Below are 13,822 nucleotides of genomic sequence, written 5' to 3'. Positions count from 1 at the left end.
CCTTAGCTGCGGTCGGCGCGCAGTAGCGCCGTTAGCAGGTAAACCGCCAGGGCCACTGCCAGCAGCAGTGACAGGGTGTCGAGGATGTACATGGGGGATCTCCCTTGGCGCGCGGGTTGGAGGGCGCTGATGGGGAGATTGTCGGAGGGGTGGGCGTAAAGGGGCGAGATATGGGGCGGCGGTTGCCAATAAAGGAATCGTAAAGTTTTGCAGGGGGTGTTGTTAGGGGGGAGCTAGCGGCGCTTCGCAGATGAGCCCGCCCCACGGACCGCGCCATGCCGCTACCGGGTCGCCCGCGGTCAGTGTAGGAGCGGCCTCGTGTCGCGAAAGGGGCGCGCAGCGCCCCCTGCATTTGCGCCCCCCTAATATTACAGGGGCAGCTTCGCTGCCCTTCGCGACACAAGGCCGCTCCTACACAATGACTGCGCCGCTTGGGGTTTATGTGGCTAGCGCTGCACCACATCCGCCCCGGAGTTGCGGCTCCAATCCAGCAGCAGGCTGTACCCCACCGCCAACAGGGTCGGCCCGATGAACAGCCCGATGAACCCAAACGCCAGCAACCCGCCAAACACCCCAAGCAGCACGATGACCAGCGGCAAGTTACCGCCGCGGCTGATCAGGTAGGGTTTGAGCACGTTGTCCACGCCGCTGATGATGAAGGTGCCCCACACGCCCAGAAACACCGCCATGCCGTAGTCGCCCTTCCACACCAGCCACGCGGTGGCCGGGATCCAGGCCAGCGGCGGGCCCATGGGGATCAGGCTGAGCATGAACGTCACCAGCCCCAGCACGATGGCCCCCGGCACGCCGGCAATCAGAAAACCGATCAGCGCCAGCACGCCCTGCGCCGCCGCGGTGCCGATCACCCCGTTGACCACGCGCTGCACGGTGCCGGCCACCAGCTCGACGTAGTACTCGGCGCGCTCGCCCACCAGCCGTTGCAGCAAACGCTGCACGAAGGCAGCCAGCCGCGGGCCGTCACGGTAGAAGAAGAACACGAACACCAAGCTCAGAGTCAGTTCCAGCACTCCGCTGCCAATCTGCGCGCTGCGCGCCAGCAGCCAGTTGCCGACCTGGCCGAAATACGGCTTGGCCGAGGCCAGCAACGCGGCGCCCTGCTGATCGAGCGACTGCCACCAACTGACCAGCCGCTCACCAATGAACGGAATGCCGCTGACCCAGGCCGGTGCATCCGGCAGGCCTTCGACCTGGATGTCGCGCACAAAGGCGGTGGCATCGCGCACATGGTCGGCCAGGTTGAACCCCAGCCACACCAGCGGCAGCGCCACGATCAGGATCCAGGCGCAGGTCAACAGGCTCGCCGCGAGGGTTTCGCGCCCGCGCAGCACGCGGGTCAGCAGGCGCATCAGCGGCCAACTGGCAAACGCCAGGATTGCCCCCCACAGCAGCGCCGAGATGAACGGCGCCATCACCCATAACGCGGCGCCAAGCAGCACCAGCAGCAGGATCTGGACCAGCAGGCGATCATTGTTGACCATGGCGGCGCTCACTTAACGGATCAGTTCCAGGTGCAAGCCTTCGGTCGGCGCGTTGCCGACCTCCAGCCTGCTGCTGCGCACACCGGCCTTGACCAGTTGCTCACGCCAGGCCTCGGCGCCTTCGCCGCTGAGGCTGGCGCGCAAGGTGCTGTCCAGGTTCAGGCTGCGCGCCAGCAACGTGGCCCAGGCGGGCTGCGGCTGTGCCAGGTCAGGGTAGTCGAGCTTGCCGGTATCGCGCAGCTCGCGCAGCACCGTGGCGGCGGTGGGCAGAATGTCGCCCAGCGGGCTTGCGGCGACGAACTCTTCGACGTGCAGGTAGGCGCGGCGGTTGCCACGGGTGACGCTGTACAAGGCCACCAGCGTGTCGGCCTGCTCGGCGGAACGGCGCAGCAGAATGAATGCCTGCTGTTCGTCGCCGCCATTGAGCCGGGCGTTGGCAAACACATCGTTGGCCCAGATGCTGGCCTCGCCGCAGTCGCGGCCCTGGCACCAGAACAGCGGATAGCCGCCGTCGTGCTGCAGGGTCTCACGGGCACTGGTGAACGCTTCGCGGGCGCTGCGCTCTACCGGCAGTTCGTAGGTGACCGAACTGACCTGGCCGCGGCTTTCGACTTTTTCTTCGACCCGCAGGCGGCCGCTGATCTTGCGCAGCGGGCCCATGGGGTAAATACGCTCCTGCTCGACCGCCGGGCGTTGGTCGACCACCTTGGCGTCGACCGGAACCGGCAAGGTGCCCGCCCACAGCAAGGGGCTTGCGAGAACTAGGCAGGCAGCGATGGCGCCACGTAACACTGGCGTTGTAGTCATCGGCAGCCCTCGTGGCTGCGCTGCGCGGATGCATGAATGTCTGGCATGTACATGGTTGTCTCCCTTTCAACCCGCCAAGCCTCGACACTTGCCTGGTGCAAGTCAAGGAAAGCCAAAGAAGCGATTGAAACAGTCTGCAACAAGGGCTGCACCGCCCTCATCATTCAGGTGCAGGTGATGACCACCTGGCAGCACCACCTGCTCGAAGGGTAGCTGCTCCAGCAACTGCGTGTGGCGCGCCAGCATGCCGTCTGCCGCAACCACCAGGCAGGCCGGGCATTGCACCCGTTTTACGAAGGCCATGGCCTGGGCCTGGCTCAGGCGTTGTGGCGACGGCAGCGTCAGACGGCTGTCACTGCGCCAACTGTAACCGCCAGGCACCGGCATCAGCCCGCGCTGGGCCAACAACTGCGCGGCCTCGCGGCTGACGGCCACCATGCCTTTGATGCGTGCTTCAACCCCTTGTGCCTGGGTGGCGTAGACACTCTTGCGTTTGCCCTCCAGGCGCAACTGCGCGCGCAGCGCCATACCCAGGCGCTCGGCCGGGTCTTGCTCGGCGGCAGTGGGCGGCAGCACGCCGTCGATCAATGCCAAGTGGCTGACCCGCTCGGGCAAGGCGCCTGCCAGCTGGACGCTGATAACCGCCCCGAGGGAATGGCCAAGCAGGGCAAAACGCTGCCAGCCGAGCTGTTCGGCAACCCGCAGCACATCATGGGCATAGTCCGCCAGGGCGTAGCTGGCGCCCGGCGGGCGATGTTCGGAATAGCCATGCCCGGCCAGGTCCAGGGCGACGATACGCAGGCCTTTTAACTGCGGTGCCAGGCGCGCGAAGCTGTTGGCGTTGTCCAGCCAGCCGTGCAAGGCAATCACCGGCAGGCCTTCGTGCGGGCCGAACAGGTGCGCGGCCAGCTCGATATGGCCCAGCGACAGACGCACTTCTTCAACCGGCTGGCTCATGCCTGGCTCCAACGTTCGAACAGGTTCATGAGCAGGCTGGCGGTGTCCAGCGGGCGCTCCAGCGGGAACATGTGCCCACCCGGCAGGCTGTGGTACTCGCCACGCGCCATGCCGCGCACGCCTAGGGCGTGGTGGCGGCGGATCACCCGGCTTTGGGCGCCACGCACCATCGCCAGTGGTACCTGCAACTGGCGCGGGGGCAGCGGGCTGGCGTGGGGGATATTGCGGTAGATGCTGATTTCGGTGGCCGGGTCAAAGCGCAGGCGCAGACCGCCGTCGGCCTGCTCCAGGCCATGCTGCAGATAGGCTTCGAGGCATTCTGGGTCGAAGTGGCGGAACAACGCTTTGCCGGCGAAATAGCGCCGGGCGCTGTCCAGGTCGGCAAATGCCTCGCGCCGGCCCAGGGTGCGCCCGGCAGGCGTGATGCGGTCGATAAAACCCCAGCGCTTGGCCGCCTGGATCAGCCACTGATCGGCGCGGGTCAGCACCGGCGAGTCGAGCATCACCACGCCGCGGTAATACTGCGGGCAGCGCAGCGCGGCGTGCAGGTGCAGCACGCCGCCCAAGGAGTGGCCAACCCCCCATACCGGGGCATCCTGCTGCTCCAGGTGGTGCAGCAGCTCGTCCACGAGGTTCTGCCAGTTGTCGTTCACCGGAAAGCGCGGGTCATGGCCGTGCTGACCCAGGTGCTGCACCGCATAGGTAGGCGCCAGCGCGGCGAACAGCTTGCCGTAGGTGGCAGACGGAAAGCCGTTGGCGTGGGCGAAGAAGATCTGCTGCGACATGGCCGCCTGCTCTGCACGGGAAAGGTTGCCCCATTGTCGACAAGCCAGGCACTGGCGGCAACGTCCGGAAAGGTCATCGCAGAGGGCGTTCAGGTCATCCCAGGGGAGGTGAAACTGTCCAGTGAGCGGCGCAGGCAAGCCTGCACGTAGGCCATCTGGTGCTCCAGCGCCTCGCGCGCCAGGCGTTGCTCCTGTTGCTGGAGCTTGAGCCGGCGCAGCGCCAGGCAGCTGGTCTGCAGCAGATGCGCCATACCCACACACGCGTCTTGCAGGCGCATCAGCTCGTCTTCGCCGTCGAACTGCACGCCCTGTTCGGTGCCTAGCTGCCTGCGCACCGAGGCCATCAACTGATACATCTTGGCATCCGCCGAATCGCGCAACAGGCTGTATTCGGCGAAACCCAGTACGCGGTCGTCCTGCACTTTCTCAAGCGTGGGCTGCAGATCAACCGAACACACAAGGTCCATCCATCGGTTGCTCATGCCACTTCTCCAAGCGTCGCGTTATTGCTTCCTGGCAATAACGCTAGCAAGGGCATGAACAGCGCCACAACTGGCAAAAGTATCAGTTGCCAAGCTCAACCGCAGTGGTGAAGACCCTGAAGTGTCATCAACCCCGCCAACGGCCATTCACCGCCGAGTTGCGCAAGGCTTGCGGTGCTCATGGGTGCCGGCTGCTGGCGGTGGCCGTGCTCCAGCAGGCTGACCAGCACCCCCACCAGAGGCTGATGGCTGACCAGCAGCACCTGCTCCAGGCCCAGCCGCTCAAGCTCGGTAATGACCTGCTGCGGGTCGCTTTCGGGGGTCAGCCAAGGCGCCGTACGCACTGGTTCGGTAAAGCCGAGGGCCTCACGCACCAAGGCTGCGGTCTGCTGGGCGCGAACATACGGGCTGGCGATGATTGCCTGTAACGGCTGGCCAAGCAGGCGTGCGGCGCTGAACAGCACCTGCTCACGGCCGTGCTCGGTCAACCGCCGTTCAGCGTCGGTGTTGGCACGTGGCTGCGCCTCGCCGTGGCGCAGCACCCACAGCTTCACAGCTTGGGCTCTTCGTCACGCACCGGGTGCGGCGCCGGGGCCACGGTGTGCGGGGCTTCGCCCTCGGCGGCACGCGGCGCCGGCCAGTCAGCGAACGGCCAGGGCTTCTGCTCGGTGTGGAAGGTGCCGAAGCGGCCGATCTGTGCCAGATACTGGCTCAGGCTGTCGCCAAAGTTCATCAGGCTGGCGCTCGGCGCGCCGTAGATAATGCGGTAAACCAGTTGCACCAGCACCAGCCCGCCCAGCAGCAGCTCGGCCAGTTGCCAGATCACCAGGAACATGAGCATCCACAGTATCCGCAGGATGATCGACTCACGCTGGGCGTTTTCCGGCGTATCGTTCATGTGTCGCTCCTTCGTGTCAGTTGAAACCGCTGGTAGAAATGAAATCGACGTCGGTCTTGGGCTCGGCGCGCATCAGGTGTTCGATCACCTGGGTCAAGGTCCGGCCTTCGAAGAGAATGGCATGCAGCCCGGCGACCAGCGGCATGTACACACCCACCTCCTGCGCCTTGGCCTTGAGCACCTTGAGGGTGTTGACCCCTTCGGCCACCTCGCCCAGGCGGTTGACCGCCTCTTCAAGGGTGAGACCCTGGCCCAGGGCGTGGCCCACCTGGTAGTTGCGGCTTTTGGGCGACGAACAGGTAACGATCAGGTCGCCCACACCGGCGAGGCCGAGGAAAGTCATCGGGTTGGCGCCAAGGCTTACCGCAAAGCGGGTCATTTCGGCCAAGGCGCGGGTGATCAGCATGCTCTTGGTGTTCTCGCCCATTTCCAAGGCGACGGCCATGCCGGAAATGATCGCGTAGACGTTCTTCAGCGCACCGCCAAGCTCAACCCCGAAGCGGTCGGCACTGGCATAGACGCGGAACGTGCGCCCATGCAGCACCGCCTGCACGCGCTGGCACAGTTGCTCGTCTTCGCTGGCGACCACGGTGGCGGTCAGGGCGTGCTCGGCGATCTCGCGGGCGAGGTTGGGGCCAGACAGCACGCCGATTCGCGCTTTGGGTGCGATTTCTTCGACGATCTGGCTCATCAGCTTGAAGCTCTGCGCCTCGATGCCCTTGGTCAGGCTCACCAGGCACTTGCCGCCCAGCAGCTCGGCATGCGGCGCCAGCACGCTGCGCAGCGCGCTCGATGGCAAGGCGACAAACACCAGGTCACTCCCCTGCAACGTGGCCAGCAGGTCGTTGACCGGCGTTACCCCATCATGCAGGCGAATACCTTTGAGATAGCGCGGGTTCTCGCGGTTGTTGCGCATTGCCTCGGCCTGGGCCGGGTCACGCATCCACTGCCGCACGGGGTGGCCGTTTTCGGCCAGCAGGTTCGCCACGGCGGTGCCGAAGCTACCTCCACCCAGAACTGCAACAGGTTGCTGTTCAGTCATATCCAGTCCGTTTACCCATAAAAAGTGGCGACCGGGGCATTATAGGGGCAAGCCGCGAGCCTCAAGCTACCAGAGACAAGAAAAGCAACAACACCGGCAACGCCTTGGCCGCTTATAGCCTGCAACTTGGCTGCTCGGGTAACATGCCGGCTCAATTTTGAAACAAGGTCGTACCGTGTTCCCAGGCACGCCCCCCTACCCTCGCCTGCTGCTGCTTACAGCCCTGCTCGGCGGGCCTGCCATGGCCGACGACCTGTTTATCGACAACCAGGACCTGCCGCAGGTTCTGACCGCCACACGCCTGAAACAATCCCCAGCCGCAGTACCGGGCAGCATGACCGTGCTCGACCGCGAGCTGATCCGCGCCAGCGGCGCGCGCGACATCCCCGAAGTGCTGCGCCTGGTGCCGGGCATGATGGTCGGCTACGGCGCCGGCAACCAGCCAACGGTCAATTACCATGGCAGCAACGTCAACGACGCCCGGCGCATGCAGGTATTGATCGACGGCCGCTCGGTGTATCGCGCAGGCCTTGCAACGGTTGACTGGAGCGACATTCCGGTGGCGCTCGAGGACATCGAGCGTATCGAGGTATTCCGCGGCCCCAATACCGTCAGCTATGGCGCCAACGCGCTGATGGCGGTGGTCAACATTCTCACCCGCAACCCCGCCGACAGCCACGGTACGCGGCTCAAGCTGACCCGCGGTACAGACGGCATCAACGACTACTATGCCAGCCACGGCCTGGGCTGGGCTGACGGCGACCTGCGCCTGTCGGTGTCGGGCCAGCAGGACGACGGCTTCGACCAGGACGCGGTCGGCCATGACTACCGCGACAGCCGCCGCCTGAACCGCATCAACCTCAGCGCCAGCCATTACCTGAGCCACGACCAGACCCTGGACTGGCAACTGGCGGCCAAGGAAGGCAGCAACCAGCGCCCGTATACCTACCAGCCAATATTCGGCGCCTACAGCCTGGGCAACGATGCCGACGTCGATGCCAAGGACTACGCAGGCTCCATGCGCTGGAGCATCGATCTCAACCCGGATCACAGCCTGTACGTGCAAGGCTCGGCCCAGCACTTCGACCGCCAGCAAGTGTGGAGGGCGTGCGACGCGGCCATCGCCTTCAACCCAGACCTCACCCGGCTGTGGCAGCTCAGCCCCGCCTACGCCGAAACCGTTGCCCGCAACCTGTGGACCGGCAGCGTGCCGGCCAGCGCCGACCCGGTACTCAATGCCCTGGGCCAGCAGGTTCAGGCAAGCTGGGCGGCAGGCGGCAGCAGCCCGGTGTGCGGTGACGTCGACCAGAGCACCCGCGAAACCCGCTACGACCTTGAAATCCAGGACACCCTCAACCTGACCGACAGCTTGCGCATGGTCAGCGGCATGAACTACCGCTACGACAAGGCCGATTCGCAGACCTACTTCAATGGCAGCATCGACGACCAGACCTGGCGCCTGTTCGGCCAGCTTGAATGGCGCCTGGACGAACACTGGATCGTCCAGGGCGGCGCAATGCACGAGCGCTCGCAACTGTCGGGCAACTCGCTCACCCCTCGGGTTGCAGTGAACTACCTGATCACACCGCGCCACGGCCTGCGCGCGGTGTATTCCGAGGCGATCCGTTCGCCGGACATGTTCGAGAACAATGTGAACTGGAGCTACACGGTCAAAAACCTCACGCCGCGCCAGCCCGGTGTGCAAAACGGCCAGTTCTTCGTCAAGACCCGCGGCCCGGGCAACCTCGACCAGGAGCGCATGCGCTCGCGCGAACTGGGCTACAACGGCTATTTCAGCGACCTCGACCTGAGCATGGACATCAAGCTGTTCTACGACGAGATCACCGGGATGATCAGCGAGCCGTTGAAGAACAACCAGTTCATTGCCAGCAACGCCAACAAGGCTCGCTTCAGTGGCAGCGAGGCGCAGTTCGACTGGCAACTGAGCCGCCGCGACCGCCTGCGCCTGACCTACGCTTACGTCGATGCCTGGGCCAGCAACCCCGCCGACAGCCGCCTGACCGCGCGCAACAGCGGCTCGGCAGGCTGGATGCGTGAATGGGGCCAAGGCTGGTCGAGCGCCCTCTTCTATTACGGCGACGACGCGCTCAACGCCTACCGCTACGAGCGCATCGACCTGCGCCTGGCCAAACGCTTCAGGGTTCAAGGCAGCAACCTTGAGCTGGCCGCGCTATGGCAACAGCGCCTGGACGATGAGCCGACCACCGTGGCGCAGAACCGCTACGACAGCCGCCAACGCCTGAGCGTCAGCGCGGAGCTGGAATTCTGATGCTGATACTGCTGCGTTTACTGCTGCTGTGCCTGCTGCCCCTGGGCTCGTTGTCTGCCAGCGAAGTGCTGCTGGTGGGCGCCGACGACCAGCCTGGTATCCGCAGCTTCGTCAGCGCCCTGCAACAGCGCCGCGCCGACGACCAGGTGCAGTTTCGCGCGGTGGAGCAAATGCCTAAACCGGGGCAGTTGAAGGCCGGCACGCGCCTGGTGCTGCTGGACACCCCGGCCATGGAATGGCGCATGAGCGAGAGCGCCGGTCCACCTGCCCTGGCCCTGCGCGTCAGCCGGGTCCAGGCCGAGCGGCGTTTGGGCACGTCGCGCCCGGCCTATCTCAGCTTGCTGTGGAGCGACCCGCCACTGGCCCGGCAATTGCGTCTGGCCCGCTACCTGCTGCCACAGGCGCGCCGCATCGGTGTGCTGTACGGCGAGCACAGCGCCTTCTTGCTCGATGAACTGCGCCAGGCCGCACGCCCGATGGGCCTGGAAATCGTCGCCCAGAGCTGGCACGACCTGCGCGACAGCCGCCCGTTGCAGCAACTGCTGGCCAACAGTGACGTGCTGCTGGGCCTCGACGACCCTGAACTGTACAACTCCAAATCCGCCAAGAACGTACTGCTGAGCAGCTACGGCCGGCAGATGGCGCTGATCGGCCCGAACGCCGGGTTTGTCCGCGCCGGCGCCCTGGCCAGCACCTATAGCGACCAGGACGACTGGCTGGCGGTGCTCGACGAGTTGCTCGACCAGCCGCCGGCACACTGGCCGCGCAGCCTCTACCCCGCACGCTTCGGTGTCAGCGGCAACCAGCAGGTTGCCCGCGCCCTGGGCCTTGAAGCCATCGCTGCCGAGGCCGCCGCTGCGGTCATTGCCGCAGGAGAACCCACCCCATGAGCAAACTCCTGAGCTGGGACATCCATACCCGCACGCAGATCATCAGCCTTGGCCCGGCGCTGCTGCTGACGCTGTTGCTGATCGGTTTCTTCACCTTCGTGCGCATCCAGGATTTGCGTCAGGAGCTGAACCATACCGGGCAACTGATTGCCAACCAGCTGGCACCGGCCTCGGAGTACGGGGTGATCTCGGGCAACAACGAGGTGCTCGACAGCCTGATGCGGGCCACGTTGAGTATCCCCCACGTGCGGTTTCTGGAGGTGCAGGACAGCCGCAACCATATTCTGGTGTATGTCGAGCAAGCCGATGAAAGCGCCAACCGGGCGCAGCGCGTCGAGGTGTTCCAGGCGCCAATCCGCTTGCAGCAGATCCGCCTGGACGCCGATTTTCTGCAGGGTAAGCCGCAACTACCGAGCCTGGGCGATGACTACTTGGGGCGGGTGATCGTCGGCATGTCCGACGATGCCTTCAGCGAGCGTCAGCAGGAAATCGTGATCAAGGCCGGCATTCTCGCCCTCTTCGCCCTGGTGTTCACTTTCCTGCTGGCGCGGCGCCTGGCCATGAGCCTGTCGCGGCCCATCAGCGATATGGGCCATGCCGTAAAGGCCATCCAGCAAGGCGACTTCAACGCGCCGCTACCTGAGGTTGACGACACCGAGCTGGGCCATCTGGCGCGGCACATCAACAACCTGGCCAGCGCCCTGAACCTCGCAGCCCACGAGCAGCAGCAGGCCATGGGCCAGCTGATTCAGGCCCGCGAAGAGGCCGAGCAGGCCAACCGGGCCAAATCCGACTTCCTGGCGATGATGAGCCATGAGCTGCGCACCCCCATGAATGGCGTGCTGGGCATGCTGCAACTGCTGGAAACCACCCGTTTGACCGGCGAGCAGGCCGAGTACACCGCCGTGGCCAGCGAATCCACCGGGCATTTGCTCAAGGTGATCAACGACATTCTCGATTTCTCGCGCATCGAGCGCACCACCCTTGAGCTTGAGCACATCGACTTCAACCTGGCCGAGCTGATCAGCAGTTGCGTGCAGTCGTTCCAGCACACTGCCCAGCAGCGCGGCCTGCAACTGCGCCTGCAACTGCCCGAGGACGCAGCGCCCGCGCGGGTGGTCGGCGACCCGACGCGCATCCGGCAGATACTGCTCAACCTGGTGGGCAATGCGCTGAAGTTCACCGAACAAGGCGAAGTTACCGTGCAGGCGCGCTGGCAACTGCTCGAGCGCCAGGTGTTGTGGTTCAGTTGCGCGGTGCGCGATACCGGCATCGGCATTGACAGCGCTCGCCTGGAAACCATGTTCGTGGCCTTTCAGCAGGCCGACAGTTCGATTTCGCGGCGCTATGGTGGCACCGGCCTTGGCCTGTCGATCGCGCGCACCCTGGCCGAGCGCATGGGCGGCCAGCTAAAGGGCACGAGCCGCGTGGGCATTGGCTCGACCTTTACCTTGGAAATGCCGCTGGCGCTGTCCAGCAGCCCGGCGCCGCGCCTGTCAGGCGCAGCCAGCCCCATGACCGCGGGCAAACACGGCGGGCGGATACTGCTGGTGGAGGACAACCTGGTCAATCAAAGCGTGATGGAGGCCATGCTGCGCAGCCTTGGCTTTGACGTGGGGCTGGCCACCGACGGCGCAGAGGCGGTCGAGCTGATCAGCCAGCAGCCGTTCGATGCGGTGCTGATGGACTGCCGCCTGCCACTGGTCGATGGCTATGAGGCCACCCGGCGTATCCGCCAGTTGCCACAGGGCGAAGGGCTGCCGATCATCGCCCTGACCGCCAATGTACTGGAGGGCGATCGCGAGCGTTGCCTGGCTGCAGGAATGAACGATTACCTGAGCAAACCGTTCAAACGCACTGACTTGCAGCTCACCCTGCGCCGCTGGTTGCCCGGTCAGGAAGCTGCGACTGGCGATAAATGCTAAAGTGCGGCAGTCTTAAAGACTGGACAGGACCGACGCAGGCCCTGAAAATGCATTTCAGTGCACACCTGTACTCATTTGCCAGGTGCGCTGTGACTTTCACCACAACGCAATAGTCTACCTGTAGGCTGCCGCCTCGGATGCCAAGCATTCGGGCCGGCCGGGAAGATTCGTCCCCTGCCACAGGGGGTTATTGAGGAGCTCGCATGACCAAACAACACGCCTTTACTCGGGAAGACCTGCTGCGCTGCAGTCGCGGTGAGCTGTTCGGCCCAGGTAATGCGCAACTGCCCGCGCCGAACATGCTGATGGTCGATCGCATCACCCATATCAGTGAAGAAGGCGGCAAGTACGGCAAAGGTGAATTGGTCGCCGAGCTGGATATCAACCCGGACCTGTGGTTCTTCGCCTGTCACTTCGAAGGTGACCCGGTGATGCCAGGCTGCCTGGGCCTCGATGCCATGTGGCAGCTGGTAGGCTTCTTCCTCGGCTGGCAGGGCTTGCCAGGCCGTGGTCGTGCCCTGGGTTCGGGCGAAGTGAAATTCTTTGGCCAGGTTCTCCCTACTGCCAAGAAAGTCACCTACAACATTCATATCAAGCGCGTCCTGAAGGGCAAGCTGAACATGGCCATCGCCGATGGTTCGGTCAGCGTCGACGGCCGCGAGATCTACACCGCCGAAGGCCTGCGGGTCGGCGTGTTCACCTCCACTGAAAACTTCTAAGGGTTATTCGCATGCGCCGCGTCGTTATCACTGGTCTGGGCATCGTGTCGTGCCTGGGCAATGACAAAGCTACTGTCACCGAAAACCTGCGCAACAGCCGTCCGGGTATCCGTTTCAACCCGGAATACAAGGAAATGGGGCTGCGCAGCCAGGTTTCCGGCTCCATCGACCTGAACCTCGAAGAACTGATCGACCGCAAGGTCTATCGCTTCGTTGGTCACGCCGCTGCCTACGCCTACCTGGCGATGCAGGACGCGATCAAGGACTCTGGGCTGACTGAAGAGCAAGTGTCGAACCCGCGCACCGGCCTGGTTGCCGGCTCCGGTGGCGCTTCCACGCTGAACCAGATGGAAGCCCTGGACACCCTGCGCGAAAAAGGCGTCAAGCGTGTCGGCCCATACCGCGTAACCCGCACCATGGGCAGCACCGTTTCGGCGTGCCTGGCCACACCGTTCAAGATCAAGGGCCTGAACTACTCGATCTCGTCGGCCTGCGCGACCTCGGCACACTGCATCGGCACCGCCATGGAGCAGATCCAGTGGGGCAAGCAGGACATCGTGTTCGCTGGCGGCGGTGAAGAAGAGCACTGGAGCCAGTCGTTCCTGTTCGATGCCATGGGCGCCCTGTCGACCAAGCGCAACGAAACCCCTGAGCTGGCCTCGCGCGCCTACGACGCTGACCGTGATGGCTTCGTCATCGCTGGCGGCGGCGGCATGGTGGTGGTCGAGGAGCTGGAGCACGCTCTGGCCCGTGGCGCCAAGATCTACGCCGAAATCGTCGGCTACGGCGCGACGTCCGACGGCTACGACATGGTCGCCCCGAGCGGCGAAGGCGCCATCCGCTGCATGCAGCAGGCGCTGGCCACCGTCGACACCCCGATCGACTACCTGAACACCCACGGCACCTCGACCCCAGTCGGCGATGTCGCCGAAATGAAAGGTGTGCGTGCAGTGTTCGGCGACAAGGCTCCGAAGATCAGCTCGACCAAGAGCCTGTCCGGCCATTCGCTGGGCGCAGCTGGCGTGCACGAGGCGATCTACTGCCTGCTGATGATGGAAAACAACTTCATCGCCGGCTCCGCCAACATCGACGAGCTGGACCCGGAAGTCGCCGACCTGCCGGTCCTGACCAAAACCGAAGAGAACGTCAAGTTCGATACCGTCATGAGCAACAGCTTCGGCTTCGGCGGCACCAACGCTACCTTGGTGCTCAAGCGCTGGACCGGCAAGTGATTGCCTGACATGCTTGCCTGAAACGCCCCGGCTTTTGCCGGGGCGTTTTTGTTTGTGGTGCGGGGAATGCTTGGCTGGGGGCCTTGAACGACTTCTTGGGAGGTTCTATGGTTTTGTGCAAGCCTGGGCTGGCCTCATCGCAGGCTATCGCCAGCTCCCACAAAGGCCATGTTCAACCGCAACCTTGCTGGTTGGACCCAATCCTGTGGGGAATGATAGACAGTTGTGGCGAGCGGGCTTGTCCCGCGTTGGGCTGCGCAGCAGCCCTGAAAACCCAAGGGGCTGCGGCGCAGCCC

Annotated in this window: 14 protein-coding genes; 5 read left to right on the top strand and 9 right to left on the bottom strand. The window is 64.5% G+C overall.

The features are described 5' to 3' along the window. Positions 1-2: 2 nt before the first annotated feature. From kdpF to HU720_RS06140, 9 genes are all read right to left on the bottom strand, one after another. Positions 3-92: a K(+)-transporting ATPase subunit F gene (kdpF, locus tag HU720_RS06180; RefSeq protein WP_186518185.1), complete on the bottom strand. Its 90-nt coding sequence runs from the start codon at positions 90-92 to the stop codon at positions 3-5. A gap of 354 nt (positions 93-446) precedes the next feature. Further along, positions 447-1,499: an AI-2E family transporter gene (locus tag HU720_RS06175; RefSeq protein WP_186518183.1), complete on the bottom strand. Its 1,053-nt coding sequence runs from the start codon at positions 1,497-1,499 to the stop codon at positions 447-449. 12 nt (positions 1,500-1,511) lie between these two features. Then, complete coding sequence (locus tag HU720_RS06170; protein WP_186518181.1) at positions 1,512-2,306, bottom strand: DUF4892 domain-containing protein; 795 nt, start codon at positions 2,304-2,306, stop codon at positions 1,512-1,514. 102 nt (positions 2,307-2,408) lie between these two features. Continuing rightward, a complete protein-coding gene (locus tag HU720_RS06165) occupies positions 2,409-3,263 on the bottom strand; it encodes an alpha/beta hydrolase (protein WP_186518179.1) in 855 nt (284 codons plus the stop codon). Further along, entirely contained in the window at positions 3,260-4,048 is a 789-nt protein-coding gene (locus HU720_RS06160) for an alpha/beta hydrolase (protein ID WP_186518177.1), read from the bottom strand. Before HU720_RS06160 ends, HU720_RS06165 begins: the two co-directional genes overlap by 4 nt. A gap of 89 nt (positions 4,049-4,137) precedes the next feature. Next, positions 4,138-4,530, bottom strand: a complete 393-nt coding sequence (locus HU720_RS06155; RefSeq protein ID WP_186518175.1) for a hypothetical protein — start codon at positions 4,528-4,530, stop codon at positions 4,138-4,140. Positions 4,531-4,625: 95 nt separating this feature from the next. Continuing rightward, a complete protein-coding gene (gene sixA / locus HU720_RS06150; protein WP_186518173.1) occupies positions 4,626-5,084 on the bottom strand; it encodes a phosphohistidine phosphatase SixA in 459 nt (152 codons plus the stop codon). Beyond that, on the bottom strand, positions 5,081-5,428 hold the full coding sequence (locus HU720_RS06145) for a DUF4389 domain-containing protein (RefSeq protein ID WP_186518171.1): 348 nt from the start codon (positions 5,426-5,428) through the stop codon (positions 5,081-5,083). Before HU720_RS06145 ends, sixA begins: the two co-directional genes overlap by 4 nt. A 16-nt stretch (positions 5,429-5,444) precedes the next feature. Then, positions 5,445-6,470, bottom strand: a complete 1,026-nt coding sequence (locus tag HU720_RS06140) for an NAD(P)H-dependent glycerol-3-phosphate dehydrogenase (RefSeq protein WP_186518169.1) — start codon at positions 6,468-6,470, stop codon at positions 5,445-5,447. A gap of 175 nt (positions 6,471-6,645) precedes the next feature. Between HU720_RS06140 and HU720_RS06135 the strand changes: the two genes are divergently transcribed. From HU720_RS06135 to fabB, 5 genes are all read left to right on the top strand, one after another. After that, positions 6,646-8,760 carry a TonB-dependent receptor gene (locus HU720_RS06135; RefSeq protein WP_186518265.1) on the top strand — a complete coding sequence of 705 codons (2,115 nt, stop codon included), beginning with the start codon at positions 6,646-6,648 and terminating at the stop codon, positions 8,758-8,760. After that, complete coding sequence (locus tag HU720_RS06130; protein ID WP_186518167.1) at positions 8,760-9,650, top strand: ABC transporter substrate-binding protein; 891 nt, start codon at positions 8,760-8,762, stop codon at positions 9,648-9,650. Before HU720_RS06135 ends, HU720_RS06130 begins: the two co-directional genes overlap by 1 nt. Further along, positions 9,647-11,575 (top strand): response regulator, encoded by a 1,929-nt coding sequence (locus HU720_RS06125; protein ID WP_186518165.1) that lies wholly within the window; start codon positions 9,647-9,649, stop codon positions 11,573-11,575. The genes HU720_RS06130 and HU720_RS06125 overlap by 4 nt, the downstream gene beginning before the upstream one ends. A 203-nt stretch (positions 11,576-11,778) precedes the next feature. After that, a complete protein-coding gene (gene fabA, locus HU720_RS06120) occupies positions 11,779-12,294 on the top strand; it encodes a 3-hydroxyacyl-[acyl-carrier-protein] dehydratase FabA (RefSeq protein WP_186518163.1) in 516 nt (171 codons plus the stop codon). An 11-nt stretch (positions 12,295-12,305) separates the two neighbouring features. After that, positions 12,306-13,526, top strand: coding sequence for a beta-ketoacyl-ACP synthase I (gene fabB / locus HU720_RS06115; RefSeq protein WP_186518161.1), 1,221 nt, complete (start codon positions 12,306-12,308; stop codon positions 13,524-13,526). Positions 13,527-13,822: the final 296 nt, after the last annotated feature.

This window comes from Pseudomonas sp. SWRI51 (assembly GCF_014268825.1).
Lineage (GTDB): Bacteria > Pseudomonadota > Gammaproteobacteria > Pseudomonadales > Pseudomonadaceae > Aquipseudomonas > Aquipseudomonas farsensis.
Note: the sequence above shows the minus strand (reverse complement) of the source record. Positions and strands in the feature narration are given on the sequence as shown.